This window comes from Pseudomonas sp. KBN12P06040, from assembly GCF_037574965.1.
Lineage (GTDB): Bacteria > Pseudomonadota > Gammaproteobacteria > Pseudomonadales > Pseudomonadaceae > Pseudomonas > Pseudomonas aeruginosa.
Map to the genome: position 1 here is coordinate 803,316 of NZ_JBBELS010000001.1, position 26,489 is coordinate 829,804.

The window sequence follows — 26,489 nt, forward strand, 5'->3', positions numbered from 1 at the left end:
CCCCGACCCGGCCACGGGAGGGGTGTCGCCGCTGCGGGATGACGCTGCATCTAACGAAACAGTCCGGCTGTCTAAAGCATTGCCGGCCAGGCCTCCCAGTCAAGTGAGATAAGGTCGCATTTGATAATCGTTGCCAGGAACTGGCAACCGACCTCAGATGCTTGCCCTAGGGAGCCCCCATGGATCTGCCCCCCGATTCCCGTACCGCCCTGCGCGACTGGCTGACCGAGCAGCTCGCCGACCTGCTCGGTGAACCGCTTGCCGACGTGCGCGCCCTGGCGGACGACGACGACCTGCTGGGCTGCGGCCTCGACTCGATCCGCCTGATGTACCTGCAGGAACGCCTGCGCGCGCGTGGCTCGACGCTGGACTTCGCCCAGTTGGCGCAGCGCCCCTGCCTGGGGGCCTGGCTCGACCTGCTGGCCTGCGCGGACCGGCTGTCCGCCCCGGCAACGGTCGCGCTGCCGGCGGCGCAGGATCGCGACCAGCCGTTCGAGCTGTCTTCCGTGCAGCAGGCCTACTGGCTGGGACGTGGCGCCGGCGAGGTGCTGGGCAACGTCAGCTGCCATGCCTTCCTGGAATTCCGCGCGCGGGATGTCGACCCGCAGCGCCTGGCCGCGGCGGCGGAGTGCGTGCGTCAACGCCACCCGATGCTGCGGGCGCGCTTCTTCGACGGTCGCCAGCAGATCCTTCCGACGCCGCCGCTGTCCTGCTTCGACCTGCAGGACTGGCGCACCTTGCAGGTGGACGAGGCCGAGCGCGACTGGCAGGCGCTGCGCGACTGGCGCGCCCATGAATGCCTGGCGGTGGAGCGTGGCCAGGTGTTCCTGCTCGGGCTGGTGCGCATGCCGGGCGGCGAGGATCGCCTCTGGCTGAGTCTCGACCTGCTTGCCGCCGATGTCGAAAGCCTGCGCCTGCTGCTGGCCGAACTGGGCGTTGCCTACCTGGCGCCGGAGCGCCTGGCGGAGCCGCCGGCGCTGCATTTCGCCGACTACCTGGCGCGCCGTGCGGCGCAACGCGCCGAGGCCGCGGCGCGGGCCCGCGACTACTGGCTGGAACGCCTGCCGCGCTTGCCGGACGCGCCGGCCCTGCCGTTGGCCTGCGCGCCGGAAAGCATCCGCCAGCCGCGCACCCGGCGCCTGGCATTCCAGCTTTCCGCCGGCGAGAGCCGGCGCCTGGAGCGTCTTGCCGCGCAGCATGGCGTGACCTTGTCCAGCGTGTTCGGCTGCACCTTCGCGCTGGTCCTGGCGCGCTGGAGCGAAACCGCGGAATTTCTCCTCAACGTGCCGTTGTTCGATCGGCATGCCGACGACCCGCGTATCGGCGAAGTGATCGCCGACTTCACCACCCTCTTGCTGCTGGAGTGCCGGATGCAGGCCGGGGTGTCCTTCGCCGAGGCGGTGAAGAGCTTCCAGCGCAACCTCCACGGAGCCATCGACCACGCCGCATTCCCCGCCCTGGAGGTGCTCCGCGAGGCGCGCCGGCGGGGCCAGCCGCGCTCGGCGCCGGTGGTGTTCGCCAGCAACCTGGGCGAGGAGGGCTTCGTCCCGGCGGCCTTCCGCGACGCTTTCGGCGATCTCCACGACATGCTCTCGCAGACCCCGCAGGTCTGGCTCGACCACCAGCTCTACCGGGTGGGCGACGGTATCCTGCTGGCCTGGGACAGCGTCGTCGGCCTGTTCCCCGAAGGTCTGCCGGAAACCATGTTCGAAGCCTACGTGGGGCTGCTCCAGCGTCTCTGCGACAGCGCCTGGGAGCAGCCCGCCGATCTGCCGTTGCCCTGGGCGCAGCAGGCGCGCCGGGCCCTGCTCAACGGCCAGCCGGCATGCGCCACGGCGCGCACCCTGCATCGCGACTTCTTCCTTCGCGCCGCCGAGGCGCCGGATGCTGACGCGCTGCTCTATCGCGACCAACGTGTCACCCGCGGCGAACTGGCCGAGCGTGCGCTGCGCATCGCCGGCGGCCTGCGCGAAGCCGGGGTGCGCCCCGGCGACGCGGTCGAGGTCAGCCTGCCGCGCGGACCGCAGCAGGTCGCGGCGGTATTCGGTGTGCTCGCCGCAGGCGCCTGCTACGTGCCGCTGGACATCGACCAGCCGCCCGCACGGCGGCGCCTGATCGAAGAGGCCGCCGGGGTATGCCTGGCGATCACCGAGGAGGACGATCCGCAGGCCTTGCCGCCGCGCCTGGATGTCCAGCGCCTGCTGCGCGGCCCGGCGCTGGCCGCCCCCGCGCCGCTGGCGCCGCAGGCCAGCGCCTATGTGATCTACACCTCGGGCTCCACCGGGGTGCCCAAGGGCGTCGAGGTCAGCCACGCGGCGGCGATCAATACCATCGACGCGCTGCTCGACCTGCTGCGGGTGGACGCAGCGGACCGCTTGCTGGCGGTCTCCGCGCTGGACTTCGATCTGTCGGTCTTCGACCTGTTCGGCGGCCTCGGCGCCGGTGCCAGCCTGGTCCTGCCGGCCCAGGAACAGGCGCGCGATGCCGCTGCCTGGGCGGAGGCTATCCAGCGGCATGCGGTGAGCCTGTGGAACTCGGCGCCGGCCTTGCTGGAGATGGCCCTCAGCCTGCCGGCGAGCCAGGCCGACTATCGCAGTCTGCGGGCGGTGCTGCTGTCCGGCGACTGGGTGGCCCTGGACCTGCCCGGCCGCCTGCGCCCACGTTGTGCCGAAGGCTGCCGCCTGCATGTGCTGGGTGGCGCTACCGAAGCGGGCATCTGGTCGAACCTGCAGAGCGTCGATACGGTGCCGCCGCACTGGCGTTCGATTCCCTACGGCCGGGCATTGCCGGGACAGGCCTACCGGGTGGTCGACACCCACGGGCGCGACGTGCCGGACCTGGTGGTCGGCGAGCTATGGATCGGCGGCGCCAGCCTGGCCCGCGGTTATCGCAACGATCCCGAACTCAGCGCCCGGCGCTTCGTCCACGATGCCCAGGGCCGCTGGTATCGCACCGGCGATCGCGGTCGCTACTGGGGCGACGGTACCCTGGAATTCCTCGGTCGGGTCGACCAGCAGGTGAAAGTGCGCGGCCAGCGCATCGAGTTGGGCGAGGTGGAGGCCGCGCTGTGCGCCCAGACTGGCGTGGAGAGCGCCTGCGCGGCGGTGCTCGGCGGTGGCGTGGCGAGCCTCGGCGCGGTGCTGGTACCGCGCCTGGCGCCACGGGCCGAAGGCTCCATGGAACTACCGGCCGCACAGCCCTTCGCCGGCCTGGCAGAGGCCGAGGCGGTACTCACCCGGGAAATCCTCGGCGCGCTGCTGGAGGCGCCGCTGGAGCTAGACGACGGTTTGCGCCGGCGCTGGCTGGACTGGCTAGCGGACTCCGCCGCCAGCGCGCTGCCGCCGCTCGACGAGGCGTTGCGCCGGCTCGGCTGGCAGGCCGCGGGGCTGACCGCGATGGGCAACGCTCTGCGCGGCCTGCTCGCCGGCGAACAGGCGCCGGCCGCGCTGCTCCTCGATCCCTGGCTGGCGCCGCAGGCGGTGGCCGCGCGCCTGCCGGACGGCCGCGAGGCCCTGGCGCGCCTGCTCGAAGCGCTGCCGACGCCGGCAGCCGGCGAACGCCTGCGGGTGGCGGTGCTGGATACCCGCGCCGGGCTCTGGCTCGACCAGGGCATGGCCTCGCTGTTGCGCCCGGGGCTGGAACTGACCCTCTTCGAACGCAGCCGCGTCCTCCTCGACGCCGCCGCCACCCGCTTGCCGGAACGGATTGCGGTGCAGGCGCTGGATGACGGCCTGCTATCTGCCGAGCACCTCGGTCGCTACGACCGGGTGATCAGCTTCGCCGCGCTGCACGCCTACGAGGCCAGCCGCGAAGGCCTGGCGCTGGCGGCGGCGCTGCTGCGCCCGCAGGGCCGCTTGTTGCTGGTGGACCTGCTATGCGAGTCGCCACTGGCGCTGCTCGGTGCGGCCTTGCTCGACGACCGGCCGCTGCGCCTGGCGGAGCTGCCGGGCCTGTTGGCCGATCTCGCCGCTGCGGGACTGGCGCCGCGTTGCCTGTGGCGCAGCGAACGGATCGCCCTGGTCGAGGCGCTGGCGCCGGGGCTCGGTCTCGACGCCGCCGCGCTCCAGGCCGGTCTGGAGCAACGCCTGCCCCAGGCGATGCGGCCCGAACGCCTGTGGTGCCTGCCAAGCCTGCCGTTGAACGGCAATGGCAAGGTCGATCGTCGCCGCCTGGCCGAGAGCATGACCCGCGCACTCGGCGAGTGTCGTGACGAGCCCTCGGCGGAGGAGCCGCTGGAAGCCCATGAGCAGGCGCTGGCCGAGTGCTGGGAAGCGGTCCTCAAACGCCCGGTGCGTCGTCGCGAGGCGAGCTTCTTCAGCCTCGGCGGCGACAGCCTGCTGGCGACCCGCCTGCTGGCCGGCATACGTGAGCGTTTCGGCGTACGCCTGGGCATGGCCGACTTCTATCGCCAGCCGACCCTGGCCGGTCTTGCCCGCCACTTGCAGGCGCAGACCGTCGAAATCGAGGAAACCCAACTGGAAGAGGGCGTGCTATGAGCCTCGGCGAACTGCTGGAAACCTGCCGCAGCCGGCGCATCGAACTCTGGAGCGAGGCGGGCCGCCTGCGCTATCGCGCCCCTCAGGGCGCCCTCGACGCCGGCCTCGCCGAGCGCCTGCGGGCCGAGCGCGAGGCTCTGCTGGAACACCTGGAGGGCGGCCCTGGCTGGCGCGCCGAACCCGACCTGGCCCACCAGCGCTTCCCGCTGACCCCGGTGCAGGCCGCCTACGTGCTGGGCCGCCAGGCGGCCTTCGACTACGGCGGTAACGCCTGCCAGCTGTACGCCGAGTACGACTGGCCGGCCGACACCGATCCGGCGCGCCTGGAGGCGGCCTGGAACGCCATGGTCGAGCGCCACCCGATGCTGCGCGCGGTGATCGAGGACAACGCCTGGCAGCGCGTGCTGCCCGAGGTGCCCTGGCAGCGGCTGACCGTACATGCCTGCGCGGGGCTCGACGAGGCCGCTTTCCAGGCGCACCTGGAGCGGGTCCGCGAACGCCTCGACCACGCCTGCGCGGCGCTCGACCAGTGGCCGGTTCTGCGCCCCGAGCTGAGTATCGGCCAGGATGCCTGCGTGCTGCACTGCTCGGTGGATTTCACCCTGGTCGACTACGCCAGCCTGCAATTGCTGCTTGGCGAATGGCGCCGCCGCTATCTCGATCCGCAATGGACGGCGGAACCGCTGGAGGCGACCTTCCGCGACTATGTCGGCGTCGAGCAGCGTCGACGCCAGTCGCCGGCCTGGCAGCGCGACCGCGACTGGTGGCTGGCGCGCCTCGACGCGCTGCCGGGGCGTCCCGACCTGCCGCTGCGGGCGCAGCCGGACACCCGGTCCACGCGCTTCCGGCACTTCCACGCGCGCCTCGACGAGGCCGCCTGGCAGGCGCTCGGCGCGCGCGCCGGCGAACACGGCCTGAGCGCTGCCGGCGTGGCCCTGGCAGCCTTCGCCGAGACCATCGGTCGCTGGAGCCAGGCACCGGCGTTCTGTCTCAACCTGACGGTACTCAACCGGCCGCCGCTGCATCCGCAGCTGGCGCAGGTGCTCGGTGACTTCACCGCGCTCAGCCTGCTGGCGGTGGACAGCCGCCACGGCGACAGTTTCGTCGAGCGTGCCCGACGCATCGGCGAGCAGATGTTCGACGACCTCGACCACCCGACCTTCAGCGGCGTCGACCTGCTGCGCGAACTGGCGCGCCGGCGCGGTCGCGGCGCCGACCTGATGCCGGTGGTGTTCACCAGTGGCATCGGCAGCGTGCAGCGCCTGCTCGGCGATGGCGAGGCGCCGCGCGCGCCACGCTACATGATCAGCCAGACCCCGCAGGTCTGGCTGGACTGCCAGGTCACCGACCAGTTCGGCGGCCTGGAGATCGGCTGGGACGTACGCCTCGGGTTGTTCCCCGAGGGCCAGGCGGAAGCCATGTTCGACGACTTCGTCGGGCAGCTCCGGCGCCTGGCGCAGAGCCCGCGCGCCTGGACCGACGGTGATGCCACGGAACCCGTCGAGGCGCCGCCGCAGGCGTTGCCCGGTAGTGCCCGGAGCATCGCCGCCGGTTTCGCCGAGCGTGCCCTGCTGACCCCCGACGCCACGGTGATCCACGATGCCGCCGGCAGCTACAGCTATCGCCAGGTCGCCCAGCACGCCAGCGCCCTGCGCCGCGTCCTGGAAGCGCACGGCGCGGGCCGTGGCCGGCGGGTCGCGGTGATGCTGCCGAAAAGCGCCGCGCAATTGGTCGCGGTGATCGGCATCCTCCAGGCCGGTGCCGCCTATGTGCCGGTGGACATCCGCCAGCCGCCGCTGCGGCGCCAGGCGATCCTCGCCAGCGCCGAAGTGGTCGCGCTGGTCTGCCTGGAAAGCGATGTCCCGGACGTCGGCTGCGCCTGCGTGGCCATCGACCGGCTGGCCGCCGACAGCGCCTGGCCGCCACCGCCCGCGGCGGAGGTGGCGGCGGACGACCTCGCCTACGTGATCTACACCTCCGGCTCCACCGGCACGCCCAAGGGCGTGATGCTCAGCCATGCAGCGGTGAGCAACACGCTGCTCGACATCAACCAGCGCTACGGCGTCGACGCCAACGACCGCGTCCTCGGCCTCGCCGAGCTGAGCTTCGACCTCTCGGTCTACGACTTCTTCGGCGCCACCGCGATGGGGGCCCAGGTGGTCCTGCCGGACCCGGCGCGCGGCAGCGATCCTTCGCATTGGGCGGAACTGCTGGAACGCCACGCCATCACCCTGTGGAACTCGGTGCCGGCCCAGGGCCAGATGCTCATCGATTACCTGGAGAGCGAGCCGCAACGCCACCTGCCGGGACCGCGCTGCGTGCTCTGGTCCGGTGACTGGATTCCGGTCAGCCTGCCGACCCGCTGGTGGCGGCGCTGGCCGGACAGCGCGCTGTTCAGCCTTGGCGGCGCCACCGAGGCGGCGATCTGGTCGATCGAGCAGCCGATCCGCCCGCAGCACACCGAGCTGGCCAGCATCCCTTATGGCCGTGCCCTGCGTGGGCAGAGCGTGGAAGTCCTGGATACCCGCGGGCGGCGCTGCCCGCTGGGCGTGCGCGGCGAGATCCATATCGGCGGGGTGGGCCTGGCGCTCGGCTACGCCGGCGATCCGCAGCGCACCGCCGAACGCTTCGTCCGTCACCCCGATGGCCGTCGCCTGTATCGCACCGGCGACCTCGGCCGCTACCTGGCCGACGGCAGCATCGAGTTCCTCGGTCGCGAGGACGACCAGGTGAAGATTCGCGGCCACCGCATCGAACTGGCCGAGCTGGACGCCGCGCTGTGCGCCCATCCGCAGGTCAACCTGGCGGCCACCGTGGTGCTCGGCGAGACCCACGAGCGCAGCCTGGCCAGCTTCGTCACCCTGCATGCGCCGGCGGAGGCTGGCGAGGATCCGCGCACGGCGCTCGACGCGGTGCGCCAGCGGGCGGCCCAGGCCTTGCGCCGCGACTGGGGCAGCGAGGAGGGCATCGCCGCGGCGGTGGCCGCACTCGACCGTGCCTGCCTCGCCTCGTTGGCCGCCTGGCTGGCCGGCAGCGGTCTGTTCGCCAGTGCGACGCCGCTGGACTTCGCCACCCTGTGCCAGCGCCTGGGTATCGCCGAGGCGCGCCAGCGCCTGCTGCGCCACTGGTTGCGCCAGCTGGAGGAGGGCGGCTACCTGCGCGCCGAGGGCGAGGGCTGGCTGGGCTGCGCCGAGCGTCCCGCGCAGAGTCCGGAGGACGCCTGGACGGCGTTCGCCGGCTGCGCGCCGGCGGCGCTCTGGCCGGCCGAGCTGGTCGCCTACCTGCGTGACAGCGCGCAATCCCTCGGCGAGCAACTGGCCGGGCGGATCAGCCCGGCGGCGCTGATGTTCCCGCAGGGCTCGGCGCGCATCGCCGAGGCCATGTACAGCCAGGGCCTGCATGCCCAGGCGCTGCACGAGGCGATGGCCGAGGCCATCGCCGCCATCGTCGAGCGCCAGCCGCAACGGCGCTGGCGCCTGCTGGAGCTTGGCGCCGGCACCGCCGCCGCCAGCCGCGCGGTGATCGCCCGGTTGGCGCCGCTGGTGCAGCGAGGGGCGGAGGTGGACTACCTGTTCACCGACGTTTCCAGCTACTTCCTCGCCGCCGCCCGCGAGCGCTTCGCCGACCAGCCGTGGGTACGCTTCGGCCGCTTCGACATGAACGGCGATCTTCTCGACCAGGGCGTGGCGCCGCACTCGGTGGATATCCTGCTCAGCTCCGGGGCCTTGAACAACGCGCTGGACACCCCGGCGCTGCTGGCCGGCCTGCGCGAGTTGCTGAGCGCCGACGCCTGGCTGGTGATCCAGGAACTGACGCGCGAGCACAACGAGATCAGCGTCAGCCAGAGCCTGATGATGGAAAACCCGCGCGACCTCCGCGACGAGCGCCGCCAACTGTTCGTCCACACCGGGCAATGGCTGGAGTGGCTGGCGGCACAGGGTGGCGACCTGGCTTGTGGGGTGGTGCCGCCGGGCAGCGCTCTCGACCTGCTTGGCTACGATGTCCTGCTGGCTCGCTGCAAGACCGACCGCGCCCGCCTGGAGCCGGCCGAGCTGCTGGCCTTCGTCGAAGCGCGGGTGCCGCGCTACATGCTCCCGGCGCAGTTGCGCGTGCTCGAACGCCTGCCGGTCACCGGCAACGGCAAGATCGACCGCAAGGCCCTGACCGGCTTTGCCCGCCAGCCCCAGGCGGACCTTCGGCATGGCGTCGCGCAGGCACCGGCCGACGAACTGGAGAATGCGCTGCTGGCACTCTGGCGGGAGGTGCTGGACAACCCGTCGCTGGGCGTCGAGCAAGACTTCTTCGGGGCTGGCGGCGACTCGCTGTTGATCGCCCAGTTGATCGCCCGTTTGCGCGAACGACTGGAAAGCGCCCGCCGGCATCCGTTCGATCGCCTGCTACGCTGGGCGCTCAGCCAGCCGACGCCGCGCGGCCTGGCCGAACGCCTGCGCAGCGCGCCGGAAGAGGGCCGTGGGCCAGCCCTGGCCGCGGCGCGCGGCGTCGCCCCGGCGCAGACCGGCATGTCGCGCGCACCGCTCGCCGAGGGCGCGGTGGCGCTCGACCCGCTGGTGCGCCTGGTGCCCGGCGAGGGCGTGCCGAGGGTGCTGGTCCACGAAGGCCTCGGCACGCTGCTGCCGTACCGCCCGCTGCTTCGCGCCCTGGGTGAGGGGCGGCCGTTGCTGGGCCTGGCCGTGCATGACAGCGACGCCTACCTGGCGATCCCCGCCGAGCATCTCAACGCCTGCCTCGGCCGCCGCTACGCTGAGGCGCTCCATGGCGCCGGGCTGCGTGAGGTTGACCTGCTCGGCTACTGCTCCGGCGGGCTGGTCGCCCTGGAGACCGCCAAGTCCCTGGTCCAGTGCGGGGTGCGCGTGCGCCAGCTGGATATCGTCTCCAGCTACCGGATTCCCTACCGGGTGGACGACGAGCGCCTACTGTTGTTCAGCTTCGCCGCGACCCTCGGACTGGATACCGCGGCGCTCGGCTTCCCCGCGCCGGAACGTCTCGGCCAGGCGGTGCAGGCGGCGCTCGCGCAGACACCGGAGCGCCTGGGCGCCGAGGCGCTGGCGGAGCTACCGGGCCTGGCCGATCTCGTCGCCCTGCGCGGCCGCGTGCTACAGGCGGCCAGCGGTAGCGCCGACGCCGCCAGCGTCGAACGCGACACCCTCTACCGACTGTTCTGTCACTCGGTGCGTGCCAGCCAGGCCGCGGCGCCGGAGCCCTACGTCGGCGCGCTGCGGCTGTTCGTGCCGGACGCCGGCAACCCATTGGTGCCGTGCTACGCCGAGGCCCTGGAGACCCAATGGCGGGCCGCCGCGCTCGGCGCGTGCGGCATCCACGAGGTGCCCGGCGGGCACTTCGACTGCCTGGGCGAAGCCCTGGCGCAATCCCTGTCGAAACCCATGCCAGAGGAGGCGAGCCGATGAGCGACGTCCGTTCCGTGGTGGTCGCCGGTTCCCGGTTCGGCCAGTTCTATGCCGCCGGCGTCGCCGCCGATCCGCGCTTCGTCCTGCGCGGGATCCTTGGCCAGGGCAGCCGGCGTTCGCGGGCGTTGGCCGAGCGCCTCGGGGTGGAGACCTGGTGCGAGGTCGAGGCGTTGCCCGACGATGTCCGCCTGGCCTGCGTCGCGGTCGGCGGCGCGGCACGCGGCGAGCAGGGCCCGGCGCTGGCCGAGGCGCTGATGGCGCGTGGCATCGACGTGCTGATCGAGCATCCGTTGCTGCCGCGCGAATGGCAGGACCTGCTGCGCAGCGCCGAGCGCCTGGGCCGGCGCTGCCTGCTCAACACCTTCTATCCGCAGTTGCCGGCGGTGGCGCGTTTCATCGAACTGGGCCGCCAGTTGCACCACCGGCGCGGCATCCGCCACCTGGACGCGGCCTGCGGGGTGCAGGTCGGCTTCGCCACCCTGGACATCCTCGCCGCGTTGCTGGAGGGCGTCGGCCCCTGGTCGCTGGAGTCGCCCTCGAACGACCTGTCGGCGATGCGCGGGCTGTCCCTGGTGTTGGCGGAAGTGCCGTTGAGCCTGCACGTGCTCAACGAACTGGCGGCCGCCGACGACGGGCGCATGACCTTGTTGCAGCGCGTCAGCCTGACCACCGATCGCGGCACGCTGAGCCTGCTCAGCCCCCATGGCCCGTTGTTGTGGACGCCTGCGGTGGCGGTACCGGCAGAGGATGACGACGGCCTGTTCGCGCTGTTCGACGAGATAGCCGGCGAACCGCTGCCCAGCGCCCAGCTCTGGTATGCCGAACCGTGCAGCTGGGCCCAGGTGCACCAGCGCCTGTGGCCGGCGGCGGCGGCCGAGGCGCTGGCGCTGCTCGCCGACGGCGACGAGGTGCGCCGGCGCAACCAGCGCAGCCTGGAGGTCGCCGCCCTGTGGCAGCGGATCGGCGAGCGCCTTGGCTTCCCCGAGGCGCCGCCGGCGTCGCTGGCGCCGGCGAGCCTGGAACAGGTGCTGGAGCAAGCCTCGTGACCCCGGTGCTGTGGCGCCTGCTGCGCACCTATCGCTGGCGGCTGGCGGCGGCCATGGGGTTGCAGGCCCTGGCCGGGCTCTGCTCGCTGTTGCCCTGGATGCTTCTCGCCTGGCTCGCCGAGCCGCTGGCGCGCGGCCAGGCGCAGCCGGCCCTGCTGGCCCTGGTGCTGCTGGCGGTGCTGGCTTGGTTGGGCTGCCAGGCGCTGGCCGCGCACCTGGCCCACCGGGTCGACGCGGACCTCTGCAACGACCTGCGCCTGCGCCTGCTGGCGCACCTGCAACGGCTGCCGCTGGACTGGTTCGGTCGCCAGGGCCCGGACGGCGTGGCGCGCCTCGTGGAGCAGGACGTGCGGGCCCTGCACCAACTGATCGCGCACGCTCCCAACGATCTCAGCAACCTGTTGGTGGTGCCGCTCGTCGCGTTGCTCTGGCTGGCCTGGCTGCACCCCTGGCTGCTGCTGTTCTGCCTGCTGCCGCTGGTGCTGGCCGTCGCCGGCTTCCTGCTGCTGCGCTCGGCGCGCTACCGCGACCTGGTGCTGCGGCGCAACGCCGCGCTGGAAAGGCTCTCGGCGGACTATGGCGAATTCGCCCACAACCTGCTGCTGGCCCGACAGTACCCCGGCGCCGGCATACAACAGGGCGCCGAGGCGTCGGCGGCGGCCTTCGGCGAAGCGTTCGGCGCCTGGGTGAAGCGGGTCGGCCACCTCGCCGCGCTGGTCTACGTGCAGTTGTCGACGCCTTGGCTGCTGGCCTGGGTCCTGCTCGGCGCGCTGGTCCTGGATGCCCTCGGCGTGCCGCTGGCGCTCGGCCAGGCCTGTGCCTTCCTGCTCCTGCTGCGGGCCCTGGCCGCCCCGGTGCAGGCGCTCGGCCACGGCGGCGACGCGCTGCTGGGCGCGCGCGCCGCCGCCGAGCGCCTGCAGCAGGTATTCGACCAGGCGCCGTTGGCCGAGGGCCGCTCGACCCGCGAGCCGGTCGATGGCGCGGTGGCGCTGCACGGCCTGGGCCATGCCTATGAAGACGTGGAGGTCCTGGCCGATATCGATCTGGAGCTGGAGGATGGCAGCCTGGTGGCCCTGGTCGGCCCCTCGGGCTCCGGCAAGAGCACCCTGCTGCACCTGCTGGCGCGCTACATGGACGCGCAGCGCGGCGAACTGGAGGTTGGCGGCCTGGCACTGAAGGACATGCCCGATGCCGTGCGCCATCGGCATATCGCGCTGGTCGGCCAGCAGGCGGCGGCGCTGGAGATATCCCTGGCCGACAACATCGCCCTGTTCCGCCCCGATGCCGATCTCCAGGAGATTCGCCAGGCGGCCCGTGACGCCTGCCTCGACGAGCGCATCATGGCCCTGCCGCGTGGCTACGACAGCGTGCCGGGACGCGACCTGCAACTGTCCGGCGGCGAACTGCAACGACTGGCCCTGGCCCGTGCGCTGTTATCGCCGGCGCGCCTGTTGCTGCTCGACGAGCCGACCTCGGCGCTGGATCCGCAGACCGCCCGGCAGGTCCTGCGCAACCTGCGCGAGCGTGGCGGCGGCCGGACCCGGGTGATCGTCGCCCATCGTCTGGCCGAAGTCAGCGATGCCAACCTGATCCTGGTGCTGGTCGCTGGCCGTCTGGTCGAACGCGGCGAGCACGCGGCGCTGTTGGCGGCGGACGGCGCCTATGCGCGCTTGTGGCGTGAACAGAACGGCGCGGAGGTGGCGGCATGACCCTGTTCGAACGAATGCGTGCGCTGCCCGAAGACTGCCGTGCCGCGTTGCGCCGGGCGAGCGCTTGGGCGGTCCTGGCGGCGCTGCTGGACGCCGCTTGCGGCGTATTGCTGGTGCCGTTGGTCGAGGCCTGGTTCGCCGAAGGCGCGTTGCCCTGGCGCTGGGTCGCCGCGTTGCTCGGCTTGAGCCTGGCGCAGGCGCTGTTGCAGTACCTGGCCCTGCGTCGCGGTTTCGCCGCCGGCGGCTCGCTGGCGGCTGGACTGGTGCGCAGCCTGGTGGCGCGCTTGCCGCGCCTGGCGCCGCCGGCGCTGCGCCGGGTCGCGCCGGCCGAAGGCCTGCTGCGCGGCCCGGTGATGCAGGCGATGGGCATTCCGGCGCACCTGCTGGGGCCGCTGATCGCCGCGATGGTGACGCCGCTCGGGGTGATCCTCGGGCTGTTCCTGATCGACCCGTCCATCGCCCTCGGCCTGCTCGTCGCCGGTGCCGTCCTCGCCGCGCTGTTGCGCTGGAGCGGGCGGCGCAATCTGGCGGCGGAGGATGCCCGGCTGGCCGCCGAGCGCGACGCCGCACGGCAGTTGCAGGCGTTCGCCGAACGCCAGCCGCTGCTGCGCGCGGCGCAGCGCGAAAGCGTCGCCCGCCAGGGGCTGGAAGAGGCCTTGCGCAGTCTCCACCGCAGCACCCTGGATCTGTTGCGGCGCAGCCTGCCCAGCGGCCTCGGCTTCGCCCTGGCGGTGCAGGCGGCGTTCGCCTTCGCCCTGCTCGGCGGCGCCTGGGCGGTGGAGCGGCAATGGCTGGACGGCGCTCGGCTGGTGGCCGTGCTGGTGCTGCTGGTGCGCTTCATCGAGCCGCTGGCCCAGCTCACCCATCTCGACCAGGCGTTGCGCGGCGCCTGGCAGGCGCTGGATACCCTGCTGCGGGTTTTCGCCCTGGCTCCGCTGCGCAGTCCCGAGCCGGGCGAGCGGCCGCACGACGCCAGCCTGGCGGCCGAGGCCGTGGAATTGCGTCTGGAAGATGGCCGCGCCTTGCTCGAGGACATTTCCCTGAGGCTGGAGCCGGGTTCGCTGAACGTCCTCGTCGGACCCTCCGGGGCCGGCAAGAGCAGCCTGCTGGCGCTGCTCGGGCGGCTCTACGACGTCGATGCCGGGCGTGTCCTGCTGGGTGGCGTGGATATCCGCCGGTTGAGCGAAACGACCCTCGCCGCCAGTCGCAACCTGGTGTTCCAGGACAACGGCCTGTTCCGCGGCAGCGTTGCCTGGAACCTGCGCATGGCGCGAGCGGACGCCGATCTCGAAGCGCTGCGCGAGGCGGCGCGGGCGGTTGGCCTGCTGGAAGAGATCGAGGCCTGGCCGCAGGGCTGGGACAGCGATGTCGGCCCCGGCGGCGCGCTGCTGTCCGGCGGCCAGCGGCAACGCCTGTGCCTGGCTCGCGGGCTGCTCTCGGCAGCGCCGTTGCTGCTGCTCGACGAGCCCACCGCCAGCCTCGATGCCGCCAGCGAGGCGCAGGTGCTGCGCAGCCTGCTCGGGTTGCGCGGCCGGCGCACCCTGCTGGTAGTGACCCACCGCCCGGCGCTGGCGCGTCAGGCCGACCAGGTACTGCTGCTGGAGAAGGGGCGGCTGCGCCTGAGTGGACGTCACGCCGATCTGCTCGTCCGGGACGACTGGTATGCCGGCTTCGTCGGGCTGGCGGGCGAGGAAAGTTCCGCGACGGCCGTGGATCGATAAAGAAAGACCGGCAATCGAAAAAGCCCCGGAGATGATTTCTTCATAATGATAAGCATTATCAAATCGTATATCCCCCGAGGCTGTTCGAACGATGAAAACGGAGACGAAGGTGATCAAGGGACGCCAGGGCATCGCCCGCAATCGGCACACCCCGTTGTGCCTGGGCCTGCTGCTGGCGCTGAGTCCGCTGGCCGCGGCCGTGGCCGACGCGCGCAAGGACGGCGAGACGGAACTGCCGGACATGGTGATCAGCGGAGAAAGCACGTCTGCCACCCAGCCGCCGGGGGTGACTACCCTGGGCAAGGTGCCGCTCAAGCCGCGCGAGCTGCCGCAGTCCGCCAGTGTCATCGACCATGAGCGCCTCGAACAGCAGAACCTGTTCAGCCTCGACGAAGCCATGCAGCAGGCCACCGGGGTCACCGTGCAGCCGTTCCAGCTGCTGACCACCGCCTACTACGTGCGCGGCTTCAAGGTCGACTCCTTCGAGCTGGACGGGGTGCCGGCACTGCTCGGCAATACCGCCAGTTCGCCGCAGGACATGGCGATCTACGAGCGGGTCGAGATCCTCCGCGGCTCCAACGGACTGCTGCATGGCACCGGCAACCCGGCGGCCACCGTCAACCTGGTGCGCAAGCGGCCGCAGCGCGAGTTCGCCGCCAGCACCACCCTCAGCGCCGGGCGCTGGGACCGCTACCGCGCCGAGGTCGACGTCGGCGGCCCGCTGAGCGCCAGCGGCAACGTGCGCGGCCGAGCGGTGGCCGCCTACGAGGACCGCGACTACTTCTACGACGTGGCCGACCAGGGCACCCGCCTGCTCTACGGGGTGACCGAGTTCGACCTGAGCCCCGACACCCTGCTCACCGTCGGTGCGCAATACCAGCACATCGACTCGATCACCAACATGGCCGGGGTACCGATGGCCAAGGATGGGTCCAATCTCGGGCTGTCCCGCGACACCTACCTCGATGTCGACTGGGACCGCTTCAAGTGGGACACCTACCGCGCCTTCGGCTCCCTCGAACAGCAACTGGGCGGCGGCTGGAAAGGCAAGGTCAGCGCCGAATACCAGGAAGCCGATTCGCGCCTGCGTTACGCCGGCTCCTTCGGCGCCATCGACCCGCAGACCGGCGACGGTGGCCAGCTGATGGGCGCCGCCTACAAGTTCAAGAGCATCCAGCGCAGCCTCGACGCCAACCTCAATGGGCCGGTGCGACTGTTCGGCCTGACCCACGAACTGCTCGGTGGGGTCACCTACGCCCAGGGCGAGACCCGCCAGGACACCGCACGCTTCCTCAACCTGCCGAACACCCCGGTCAATGTCTACCGCTGGGACCCGCACGGCGTGCCGCGCCCGCAGATCGGCCAGTACACTTCGCCGGGCACCACCACCACCACCCAGAAAGGCCTCTATGCCCTGGGCCGGATCAAGCTCGCCGAGCCGCTGACCCTGGTGGTCGGCGGCCGCGAAAGCTGGTGGGACCAGGACACCCCGGCCACCCGCTTCAAGCCCGGTCGCCAGTTCACGCCCTACGGCGGGCTGATCTGGGACTTCGCCAGGGACTGGTCGTGGTATGTCAGCTACGCCGAGGTCTACCAGCCGCAGGCGGATCGCCAGACCTGGAACAGCGAGCCGTTGAGCCCGGTGGAAGGCAAGACCTACGAAACCGGGATCAAGGGCGAACTGGCCGACGGCCGCCTGAACCTGTCGCTGGCGGCGTTCCGCATCGACCTGGAGAACAATCCGCAGGAAGACCCGGACCATCCGGGGCCGCCCAACAATCCGTTCTACATCAGCGGCGGCAAGGTGCGCAGCCAGGGCTTCGAGCTGGAAGGCACCGGCTACCTGACGCCCTACTGGAGTCTCTCGGCCGGCTACACCTACACCAGCACCGAGTACCTCAAGGACAGCCAGAACGACTCGGGGACGCGCTACTCCACCTTCACCCCGAGGCACCTGCTGCGCCTGTGGAGCAACTACGACCTGCCCTGGCAGGATCGGCGCTGGAGCGTCGGCGGCGGACTGCAGGCGCAGAGCGACTACAGCGTCGACTACCGTGGCGTGAGCATGCGCCAGGGCGGCTACGCACTGGTCAACATGCGCCTGGGCTACAAGATCGACGAGCACTGGACGGCGGCGGTCAACGTCAACAACCTGTTCGACCGGACCTACTACCAGAGCCTGTCCAACCCCAACTGGAACAACCGCTACGGCGAACCGCGCAGCTTCAACGTCAGCCTGCGGGGCGCGTTCTGATGCCGCGCCGGTCGGGCTTCGGCTGGGCCTGGCGGGTTCCGCTGGCGCTCGCCGGCAGCCTGGCGGCGGCGACCGCCAGCGGCTATCTGTTGACTCGCGGGCTGCCCCTGGACGACCCGCTCGAGCGTCTCTACGCCGGGCTCTTCGGCGCGCTCGGGGTGGGCTTGTTGCTGCTTGTCGGCGGGTTGCTGGCGCGTGATCCGGGCAACTTCGCCTGGCGCCTGGGCGGTAGCCTGCTGGCACTGGGCCTGGCGTTGTGGCTGCTGGCGGGGCGCGGTTGAAGTGGCGGCGCGTCCTCTCCTGCTCTCGCTGCACGGTGGCGCCGGCGCGCTGTTCGGCGTGCTGCTGTTCGTGGTGCTGTTCAGTGGCGCCTGGAGTCTTGGCCACGACGACCTGCGCGAGTGGCTGCGGGCCCCGGCGCAGGCGGGAGGAGAAGCCCTTGCGCTGGAGCGCCTGCTCGAACGGGCGGGCGAGGAAGGCGTCGACATCGGCGATGCGACCCTGCTGCTGCCCGCTCCCGGCCATGCCGCCTTCAGCGTCTGCGATGCGCGCCTGGACTGCCGGCTGGACCTCGACCCGGCCAGCGGCCGGGTGCTGCCACCGACGCCGGCGCTGGACCTCCTGCTGAACCTGCACAAGAGCCTGTTCGTCGGCTTCCCCGGGCGGGTGCTGGTCAGCCTGTTCGGCGTATCGCTGTTGCTGCTGTGCCTGGCCGGCGTGCTGCTGCACAGCCGCCGCTGGCGCGACCTGCGGCGTTGGCGGCGGGATCGCGGGCTGCGCCTGGCGCTGTTCGACCTGCATGGCCTGATCGGCATCTGGGGACTGCCCTGGCTGCTGTTGTTCGGTTTCACCGGCGCGCTCAGCGGGCTGGGCGCTCTCGGGACCCTGCTGCTGGCGCCGGTGGCCTACCCGCAGGAACCGAACCGGGTGTTTGTCGAGTTGATGGGACCGCCGCCGCCCGCCGCCGAGGGGCGGCCATTGGCGTCCCGCATCGATCTCGACCGCCTGCTTGCCGGCGATGCCGTGCGGGCGCCCGGCTTCGTTGCCCAGCGTTTGAGCCTCAGCCATGCCGGGGATGTCGCCGGCAGCGTGGAGATCGCCGGTATCCAGCGTGGCCTGCCGAGTACCGCGAACTTCGAGCGGCACCGCTATCGGCTGGCCGACGGCGCCCTGCTCGGCGAGCGCAGCTCGGCGCAGCGCGGGTTCTGGCTGCGCGCCTTCATCGCCGTGCAGCCGTTGCATTTCGCCCAGTACCAGTGGCTCGGGCCGGGCTGGTCCGCCGCGTTGCGCGGCCTGCACCTGGCGATGGGCCTCGGCGCCTGCCTGCTCTGCGCCAGCGGCCTGTACCTGTGGCTGCAACGACGCGCCTCGGCGCCGGACGCCCGCGTACGGCTCTTGCAGCGCCTGAGCGAGGGTTTCTGTGCCGGCCTGGTGGCGGCGGCCGCGTTGCTCCTGCTGGGGCTGCAACTCGCCCCCTCGGAGCTACTCGCCGGACCCTGGCCGGGGCGGCTGTTCCTTGTCCTGTGGGCCGCCGCTGGCCTGGCGGCGTTGCTGCTGCCGGGCGACTGGCCGCTGGCGCGCGGGTTGCTCGGCGTCGCCGGGTTGGCCTGCCTGGCGGCCGCCGTCGCGCACCTGGCGCCCTGGCTCATGCGCGGCCGGCTGCCGGCCCTGGGCTCCGACCTCACCTTGATCCTCTGCGGCGCGCTGCTCATCCGGCACGCCTGGATGCAGGCGCGCGCCGCCGCGCCACCCGCCCACCCCCGTGTCACCGGAGACCACCATGCTTGAGCTGTATCGCCACCGCCGCCTGGTCATCACCCTGGCGTTGCTCTACCTGTCCCAGGGCATTCCCATCGGCCTGGCCATGGACGCCCTGCCCACCCTACTGCGCCAGGATGGCGCGCCATTGCAGGCGCTGGCGTTCCTGCCCCTGGTGGGGCTGCCCTGGGTGGTCAAGTTCCTCTGGGCGCCCTGGGTTGACAACCATTGGTCGCGCCGTCTCGGCCGGCGGCGTAGCTGGATCCTGCCGATGCAATGCATCGTCCTCGCCTGCCTGCTCGGCCTGGCGACGCTCGGCCTCGGCGTGGCCAGCGCCGGTTGGGCGGTCGGCCTGCTGGCGCTGGCTTCGCTGGCCAGCGCGACCCAGGACATCGCCACCGACGGCATGGCGGCGGAGCACTTCAGCGGCGAGCTGCTGGCCAAGGTCAACGCGGTACAGATCGCCGGGGTGATGATCGGCTTCTTCGGCGGCGGCGCCGGCAGCCTGATCCTCGCCGGGCATTTCGGCCAGCGCACGGCGTTCCTGGTCATGGCCTGCGTGCCGCTGGCAAGCCTGTGCTGCGTGCTCGCCCTGGGGCGCGGCGACCCCCACGAACTCCCCCCGGCACCGGCCGCCAAGGCCAGCCTGCTGCGCTTCCTGCGTCGGCCGCTGGCGCCTTCGCTGCTGGCGCTGGCACTGCTGTCGGCGATGACCGCGGTATCCGGCTTCGGCCTGTCCAAGCTGTACCTCAGCGATGCCGGCTGGGCCTTGCAGGACATCGGCCGGCTGGGCATGAGCGGTGGCCTGGTCACGGTATTCCTCGGCTGCGGCGGCGGCGCCTGGCTGGTCAGGCGGATCGGCCTGTGGCGCGGTTTCGCCCTTGGCGTGGTGCTCGCCGGCTGTTCGGCGCTGCTCTGGTATCTGCAGGCCGGTCGCTGGTTGGCACTGAGCGAAGGGTTGGCGTGGACCTGCGTGCTGATCGGCTCGCTGGCCACCGGCATCACCTCGGTGGCGATCCTCACCGCGGCGATGCGCTTCGCCGGCCAGGGCGGCCAGGCCGGCACCGATGTCACCGCAGTGCAGAGCACCCGAGACCTCGGCGAGATGCTGGCGTCTTCGTTCCTGGTCAGCCTCACCGCGCAGATCGGCTATGCCGGCGGTTTCCTCACCGGCAGCGCCCTGGCGGTGCTGGCCCTGCTGCTCGCCCTGCGCCTGCAGGCCGGCGAGGGGCGCGGGGAGTGGAAAGGGCGGGCGGAAGAGGCCTGAGGCGCTGCCGATAGGCGCGCAGCGCCCGGCACCCGCACGGATGCCGCCTCTCCCGCGGACGGGAGAGGGCAGGCGCGGTGGCCTGCCCGGTGTTGCTAGCGTGGCCGTTCCACCTGGTTGCGGTAGCTGCCGGTGATCGCTTCCAGCGCCGCGCTCTTCTCGGTCTTCGGTCGCGAAGCCGCGGCCCATTCCTCTTTTTCCCGTTCGCGGTTGGCCAGGATGATCTTGTTGGCGGTCGGCCGCCGCGCTTCTTCGTATTCGCGCAGGGCTGCGGCCACGTCGGCGTTGCGCGCCAGCGCGGCGGCCAGCTCGATGCCGTCGAGGATCGCCTGCGAAGCGCCGTTGGCGCCCATCGGATACATCAGGTGGGCGGCGTCGCCGAGCAGCGTGATGCGTCCCCGGCCCCAGTGCGGCAGCGGATCGCGGTCTACCATCGGGTACTGCAGGATCAACTGGTTGCGGGTCAGCAGGTCGCGGATGTCGAACCAGCCCAGGTCCCAGTCGGCGAAGAACGGCAGCACGTCCTCCAGGCGCCCGTCGCGGTTCCAGTCGGCCTCGTTGTCGAGCTGGCCGACGGCGGCGCTCGGCACCATGCACACCCAGTTCACCAGCGACTTGCCTTCGGCCGCGTGACGCGCCGAGATCGGATAGGCGACCAGGCGCGACCAGTGCTCGTCGTTGGCGACGATCATGGTCTTGCCGTCGAGGAAGCGGTCGAACTCGGTGACACCGCGCCACATGGTGATCCCACCGTGGGACAGCGGCCCCTGGTCGGGATGCAGGTGCGCGCGGACCGCCGAATGGATGCCGTCGGCGCCGACCAGCACATCGGCACCGAGCGCCTGGGGCTTGCCGTGTCCGTCGCGGGCGCCGATCAGCACGCGGCCGTCGCGCTCCTCGATACGCTCCACGCCGAGACCGGTGCGTACCGCCTGTTGGCCGAGGCGCTCGCGCACCGCGGCGAGCAGGATCATCTGCAGTTCGCCGCGATGGATCGAGTACTGCGGATAGGCGTTGCCGGCTTCCACCCCGCGCGGCTCGGACCATACCGTGGCGCCGCTCTGGTCGATGTAGCGCAGCTCGTGGGTGGGGATGGCGGTGGCCGCCAGAGCCGGGCCGAGACCCAGTTCGGCGAGGGCCTCGACCGCCGCCGGCTGGATATTGATGCCGACGCCAAGGGGGCGTATCTCGCTGCTGCTTTCCAGCAGCGTGACCTTGCCGATGCCGGCCTGGTGCAGGGCCAGGGCGCAACTGAGGCCGCCGATGCCGGCGCCGGCGATGAGGATATCGATGGGTTCGCTCATGGGTGCTTCCTTTTCTCGAGTGTTCGAATCGATGGGGGTTCGGCTGGGATGGATGACCGTTTACCGCGATGAAACGTCGGCGCAGCGGCGGATAACGCCGGTGGCGTTATCCGCCCTACGACCCGGCTCCGAGGCCGCGGTACGCATGACCGCGTGCGGTTGGATGGGCTCCAAGGCCGCGTAGGGCGAATAACCGCTTGCGGTTATCCGCCATGAAACGTCGGCGCAGCGGTGTCGTCACGGTTGCAGGTAGCGGTGCTTCCAGCCTCCTTCGTCGCGGTCGTAGCGCAGGCGCTCGTGCAGCCGCTCGGTGCCGTTGCCCCAGAACTCCACCGACTCCAGGCACAGTTCGAACAGGCAGTAGCCCGGTGGGCGCGGCAGCGGGCCGTCGGTTTCCGCCAGGCGCCGGGCTTCGGCGCGCAGGGCGTGGATGTCGGCGAGGGTTTCGCTCTGCCGCGAGGCGATCGACATCGGGTGGGTCTGGTACGGGCGGCTCAGCCACTGGGCGTCGGCGCGCTCGTCGGGCAGGCGTTCGGCGCGGCCGTTGAGGATGATCTGCTGGCTGCTCTCGCGCCAGTACAGCACCCCCGAGGCCCAGGGGTTCTGCGCCAGTTCGCGGCCCTTCTGGCTATCGGCGTGGGTGGCGAACACCACCCCGCGCTCGCCCAGCTCGGCGATCACCACGATCCGCGTCGACGGCCGGCCCTGCCCGTCGACCGTGGCCAGGGCCAGTGCCCGCGGCTCGCGCACGCCATAGCGGCGGGCGCGTTCCAGCCAGTTGCGCAGCACCTCCATGGGGTTCGCCGGCGGCGCCTCGAACTCCGGGAAAGGGGCTTCGATGGTCCCGGTGAGGGACTCGGAAATGTTCGCGTTGACGCCCATCACGGCGTTCCTCCGTTCTGCCCGTTCACAGGTAGGCCCGGCCTTCGGCGAAGGCCGCGCCGTTGCCCGACACTTCCACCGCCGAGACCCGCTCGCCGGCGCCCTCGGCGCGGGCGTACATGCGCGACGGCCGGCCGATCTCGACGCCCTGGAGGATCTCGATCTGCTGCCCGTAGGGAATCTGCCGGTGGCGCGCCAGGTGGATCGCCAGCGGCCCGGCGGCGGAACCGGTGGCGGCGTCCTCGACCACGCCGTAGGCCGGCGAGAACATGCGGCTGCGCCAGTGCCGCCCGGCGCCGGCGAAGCAGTTCACCGCCAGGTCCGGGAAGTCGCACAGCGCGCGGTGGTCGGGGTGCAGCGCGGACAGCGCGGCGACGCTCTCCAGGCCGACGAACACGTGGCGCGGGCCGTTGCGGTAGACCTCGATGGGAAAGGTCGAGCCCTTCAGGCCGAGGGCGGCGAGCAGCTCGGCCGGGCGGCTGAAGTGCTCCCAGGTGGGGATCGGCTGCTGCATGCTGCAGGCCACCACCTTGCCGTCCTGGCGCTCCAGGGCGAAGGGCACGGTGCCCATCCTGGTCTCCAGGAACAGCCTGTCCTTGTCGGTCTCGGCGCCCAGGGCGATGGCGGTGCCCAGCAGCGGGTGGCCGGCGAACGGCAGTTCGTTGACCGGGGTGAAGATGCGGATGCGCGCGTCGCCGTCCTGTTGCGGGCGGAGCACGAAGGTGCTCTCCGACAGGTTCATCTCCCGCGCCATGCGCTGCATGCGCTCGCCGCTGAGGTCGTCGCAGTCGAAGAACACCGCCACCGGGTTGCCTTGCAGCGGTTCGCTGGCGAAGGCGTCTATCACGACATATCTGTGCATGGGCTCTCCTGGCTCAGGGCCGCCGCTCGACCAGCGCGTGGCGCAGCAGGTCGGCGATGATGCGCGGACCCTCGCGGGTCAGCACCGATTCGGGGTGGAATTGCATGGAGGCGAAGCGCGGCCCGCGCAGGGCATGGACCTCGCCGGTCTCGCGGTCGCGGCTGATCTCGATCGGGCCGACCTCGGGGATCTCGATGCGGTCCTGCAGGGCGCGCGCGGCGAAGGTGTTGTAGAAGCCGACGCGCTCGGCGGCGCCGAACAGGTCGATCTGTTTCTGCACGCCCTGGTTGGGCTCCTGCCGGCGTTGCAGGTCCAGGCCCAGGCACAGGCTCAGCACCTGGTGGCTCAGGCACACGGCGAGGAACGGCCGGCGCTCGCTGAGCAGCGAACGGATGGCCAGGTGCAGGTGGCCGATCTTCGGCTGGCCGATCTCGGTGGGGTTGCCCGGGCCGGGGCCCATGATCACCAGGTCGTAGCCGTCGAACGAGTACGGCTCCTGGAAGCCGCGCACGGTCACCGTCAGGCCCAGCGACTTGAGCTGCTTGGCGATCATCGAGGTGAAGGTGTCCTCGGCGTCGACGATCAGCACCTCGCGTCCGGACAGGTCGGCCTGCAACTGCTGGCGCTCGCTGGCGCCGCGCAGCCAGAAGTCGGCGATCGGCGCGTTGCGGCTGGCCAGCGCCGCCACCACGTGCGGGTGCGAGCCCAGGCGCTGCGGCGCCTGGCTCTTCAGCGCGGCGATCAGCCCGGAAGCCTTGGCCCGGCTTTCCGCCGCCTCGCCCAGGGGATCGGAGTGACGCACGATGGTCGAGCCGACGCCGATGCGCAGGCGGCCGTCGCCCTCGATCTCGGCGGTGCGGATCAGGATCGCCGAGTCCAGCGTGCGCCCGCCCTGGCCGTCGCCGCCGATCAGCGCCGCCACCCCGCTGTAGTAGCCGCGACCCTGCGGCTCGTAGCGGCGGATCACCCGGCAGGCGCTTTCCAGCGGGCTGCCGGTGACGGTCGGGGCGAACAGCGTCTCGCGCAGCACCTCGCGCACGTCGCGGCTGGTCTGGCCCTCGATGAAGTACTCGGTGTGCGCCAGGTGCGCCATCTCCTTGAGGTAGGGACCGAGCACCCGGCCGCCGTCCTCGCAGATCCGCGCCATCATCTTCAGCTCCTCGTCCACCACCATGTACAGTTCGTCGGCTTCCTTGCGGTTGTCGAGGAATTCCATGACCTCGGCCAGGTTCGGCCCGGCCGGCGGGTAGCGGTAGGTGCCGCTGATCGGGTTCATCACCGCCAGGCCGTCGCGCACGCTGATGTGTCGCTCGGGCGAGGCGCCGACCAGGGTGCGTTCGCCGGTGTGGACGATGAAGGTCCAGTAGGCGCCCTTCTCGCGCAGCAGCAACTGGCGGAAGAAACTCAGCGCGCTGGCCGTGGCGTAGCCGTCGATGCGCGCCTGGAAGCGCCGCTTGATCACGAAGTTGGCGCCTTCGCCGCGACCGATCTCGTCGGCGATGACCCGCCCGACCACTTCGGCGTAGGCCTCGTCGTCGAGGTCGAAAGCTTCCTCGCTCAGTTCCAGCGCCTGGTTCGGCAGCAGCGCCAGGGCCTGCTCCAGCGGCAGCAGTTCCTGCTCCAGAACCTTCAGCGCCAGCAGCGGCGTGCCGTCGTCGAGCGCCTCGAAGCCGCGCTCAGCGATCTGCCGGTAGGGAATCAGCGCCAGCAGGTCATGGCGCGGCAGGCCCGGGCCGGGCTCGTCCAGCGGCAGGTCGGCCAGGCCGTGCAACTCGAGCGTCTCGCCGCGGATCACGTCGAGCAGGCCCGGGCCATTGCTTTCCGGGCGGTAGAGCAAGGCGAACGGCGCCGGCCGTTCGAGCAGGCGCTGCAACAGCGATGTGGGCAGGGCGTTCATTCCAGCACCTCGTCGGTGGTGACCACCATCGCGCAGCGGCTGGCGGCGTATTCCAGGGCCATGCGGTGGTGCGCCTCGCTGAAGTCGGCGATGGCGTCGGCCACCAGGAACGGCTGGATGTCGTTGGAGTAGGCGTCGACCGTGGAGATCAGCACCCCGACGTGGGCGTATACGCCGCACAGCACCAACTGGTCGCGGCCGGCGGCGCGCATCCGCTGGAGCAGGTCGGAGTGGAAGAAGGCGCTGTAGCGCCACTTGGTCAGCAGCCAGTCGTCCGGCCCCGGCGCCAGCTCCTCGACCACTTCGCGGTCGGCCGGACTGGCGCGCATGCCCGGCCCCCAGAAGTCCTTGAGCAGGCCGCGCTGCTCCTCGGTCATGCTGCCCGGCTGGGCGGTGTAGGCGATCTGCACGCCCTGCTCGACGCACCAGCGGCGCAGCCGCGCGGCGTTGGCCACCAGCCCGGCGCGCAGGCTCTCGGGCAGCGGGCGCAGGAAGTAGCGCTGCATGTCGTGCACCAGCAGCACCGCGCGCCGCGGCTCCAGGCTCCAGCGCGCCAGGTTGGCCGGCAGCTGCTGGGCGGTCGGCAAGGGATAGGCGGTGATTTCGGGAATGCGGCTCATGCCACGGTCTCCAGGGGGAAGGTTGCGCTCGGGATCGCTTCTGCGCCGGACCAGGCCATCACCGCGCTGAGCGCCTGCCAGGGGTTCAGCCGCGGATCGCAGAGGCTGGTGTAGTGCCGGCTGACCTGGTGCAGGCCGCTGGAATCGGCGACGCACTCGGTGACGTCGTCCGGGGTGGTCTCCAGGTGCAGCCCGGCGGCCACGCCGCCGGAGCCGGACACCGCCAGGCGGAACGCCGCCACCTCCTCGGCGATGCTGCGCACCAGGCGGGTCTTGTTGCCGCAGGGCGCGACGATGGTGTTGCCGTGCATCGGGTCGCTCAGCCAGATCACCGGGTGGCCGGCCGCGCGCACCGCTTCCACCAGCGGCGGCAGGCGCTCGCCGACCTTCTGCGCGCCCATCCGCGCGATCAGCGTCAGGCGTCCCGGCTCGCGGCGCGGATCGAGGCGCTCGCAGAGCGCCAGCAACTGGTCGCGGCCGATCTCCGGACCGACCTTGCAGGCCACCGGGTTGAGCACCTCGGCCAGCAGCGCCACATGGGCGCCGTCGACCTGGCGGGTGCGCTCGCCGATCCACGGCCAGTGGGTCGAACCGAGATAGACCCGGCGCTGCTCGTCCTCGCGCAGCATCGACAGCTCGTAGTCGAGCAGCAGCATCTCGTGGCTGGTCCAGACCGGCGAGGCATTCGCCTCCTGCCCGGACGCGGCGTCCCAGCCCAGGTGGCGCATGATGTTGCGCGCCGCCGCATAGCCCTTGAGAATCCGCTGCGGATCGGCCCGGCGCTGCTCGGTATGGGCCTCGCGGCCGTTGACCATGTCGCCGCGATAGACCGGCAGGGTCTGCTCGCCGACCTGCTCGTGCGGCTTGGAACGCGGCTTGGCGTACTGCCCGGCGATGCGCCCGACGCGGATCACCGGCCGCCGGCCGGCCAGGCGCAGGGCGCCGGCCAGCAGTTCCAGCACGGCGGCCTTGCGCGCCACGTTCTCGGCATGGTGGTCGTCCATGTCCTCGGCGCAGTCGCCGCACTGCACCACCAGCGCCTCGCCGCGGGCGACCCGCGCCAGGGTCGCGCGCAGGGCCAGGATGTCGCCGGCGCGGATCAGCGCCGGACTGCCGCGCAGGTACGCCTGCACGTCGCGCAGGCGCGACGGATCGCCCCATTCGGGTTGCTGCAGCGCTTCGCAGCGCCGTACGCGTTGCAATAGATCGTCCATGGTGGGTCCCCCTTCGGCAGGAGATATCGTTTC

At 71.6% G+C, this 26,489-nt stretch carries 15 protein-coding genes; 9 read left to right on the plus strand and 6 right to left on the minus strand.

The genetic code is table 11. The features are described 5' to 3' along the window. Positions 1–179 precede the first annotated feature (179 nt). The 9 genes from pchE to VQ067_RS03900 all read left to right on the plus strand — a co-directional run bounded on the left by pchE (position 180) and on the right by VQ067_RS03900 (position 19,677). Positions 180–4,496, plus strand: a complete 4,317-nt coding sequence (pchE, locus tag VQ067_RS03860; RefSeq protein ID WP_033991351.1) for a pyochelin non-ribosomal peptide synthetase PchE — start codon at positions 180–182, stop codon at positions 4,494–4,496. Then, positions 4,493–9,922 (plus strand): pyochelin non-ribosomal peptide synthetase PchF, encoded by a 5,430-nt coding sequence (pchF, locus tag VQ067_RS03865; protein ID WP_033991353.1) that lies wholly within the window; start codon positions 4,493–4,495, stop codon positions 9,920–9,922. Before pchE ends, pchF begins: the two co-directional genes overlap by 4 nt. Further along, positions 9,919–10,968, plus strand: coding sequence for a pyochelin biosynthesis thiazoline reductase PchG (gene pchG, locus VQ067_RS03870; RefSeq protein ID WP_003129320.1), 1,050 nt, complete (start codon positions 9,919–9,921; stop codon positions 10,966–10,968). Before pchF ends, pchG begins: the two co-directional genes overlap by 4 nt. After that, positions 10,965–12,677, plus strand: coding sequence for an ABC transporter ATP-binding protein PchH (pchH, locus tag VQ067_RS03875; protein ID WP_033991354.1), 1,713 nt, complete (start codon positions 10,965–10,967; stop codon positions 12,675–12,677). Before pchG ends, pchH begins: the two co-directional genes overlap by 4 nt. Next, positions 12,674–14,398, plus strand: a complete 1,725-nt coding sequence (gene pchI, locus VQ067_RS03880; RefSeq protein ID WP_023095168.1) for an ABC transporter ATP-binding protein PchI — start codon at positions 12,674–12,676, stop codon at positions 14,396–14,398. The genes pchH and pchI overlap by 4 nt, the downstream gene beginning before the upstream one ends. 91 nt (positions 14,399–14,489) lie before the next feature. Then, a complete protein-coding gene (fptA, locus tag VQ067_RS03885) occupies positions 14,490–16,652 on the plus strand; it encodes a Fe(3+)-pyochelin receptor FptA (RefSeq protein WP_003111969.1) in 2,163 nt (720 codons plus the stop codon). Then, entirely contained in the window at positions 16,652–16,933 is a 282-nt protein-coding gene (locus tag VQ067_RS03890) for a hypothetical protein (protein WP_003129326.1), read from the plus strand. Before fptA ends, VQ067_RS03890 begins: the two co-directional genes overlap by 1 nt. Before the next feature lies 1 nt (position 16,934). Continuing rightward, a complete protein-coding gene (locus VQ067_RS03895; protein ID WP_033991355.1) occupies positions 16,935–18,440 on the plus strand; it encodes a PepSY-associated TM helix domain-containing protein in 1,506 nt (501 codons plus the stop codon). Then, a complete protein-coding gene (locus tag VQ067_RS03900) occupies positions 18,433–19,677 on the plus strand; it encodes a RhtX/FptX family siderophore transporter (protein WP_003112118.1) in 1,245 nt (414 codons plus the stop codon). Before VQ067_RS03895 ends, VQ067_RS03900 begins: the two co-directional genes overlap by 8 nt. Positions 19,678–19,772: 95 nt before the next feature. On the opposite strand, the gene phzM is transcribed toward VQ067_RS03900, so the two are convergent. The 6 genes from phzM to phzC form a co-directional block, all read right to left on the minus strand. After that, positions 19,773–20,981, minus strand: coding sequence for a pyocyanin biosynthetic protein PhzM (phzM, locus tag VQ067_RS03905; RefSeq protein ID WP_003142876.1), 1,209 nt, complete (start codon positions 20,979–20,981; stop codon positions 19,773–19,775). Between the two features lie 237 nt (positions 20,982–21,218). After that, complete coding sequence (gene phzG / locus VQ067_RS03910; protein WP_003112073.1) at positions 21,219–21,863, minus strand: phenazine biosynthesis FMN-dependent oxidase PhzG; 645 nt, start codon at positions 21,861–21,863, stop codon at positions 21,219–21,221. Positions 21,864–21,888: 25 nt separating this feature from the next. After that, on the minus strand, positions 21,889–22,725 hold the full coding sequence (phzF, locus tag VQ067_RS03915) for a phenazine biosynthesis protein PhzF (protein ID WP_003093628.1): 837 nt from the start codon (positions 22,723–22,725) through the stop codon (positions 21,889–21,891). A 13-nt stretch (positions 22,726–22,738) separates the two neighbouring features. Further along, on the minus strand, positions 22,739–24,622 hold the full coding sequence (phzE, locus tag VQ067_RS03920; RefSeq protein WP_003132707.1) for a phenazine biosynthesis protein PhzE: 1,884 nt from the start codon (positions 24,620–24,622) through the stop codon (positions 22,739–22,741). Continuing rightward, on the minus strand, positions 24,619–25,242 hold the full coding sequence (gene phzD / locus VQ067_RS03925; protein WP_034020314.1) for a phenazine biosynthesis protein PhzD: 624 nt from the start codon (positions 25,240–25,242) through the stop codon (positions 24,619–24,621). The genes phzE and phzD overlap by 4 nt, the downstream gene beginning before the upstream one ends. Then, entirely contained in the window at positions 25,239–26,456 is a 1,218-nt protein-coding gene (phzC, locus tag VQ067_RS03930; RefSeq protein WP_058158277.1) for a phenazine biosynthesis protein PhzC, read from the minus strand. Before phzC ends, phzD begins: the two co-directional genes overlap by 4 nt. Between the last annotated feature and the right edge of the window lie 33 nt (positions 26,457–26,489).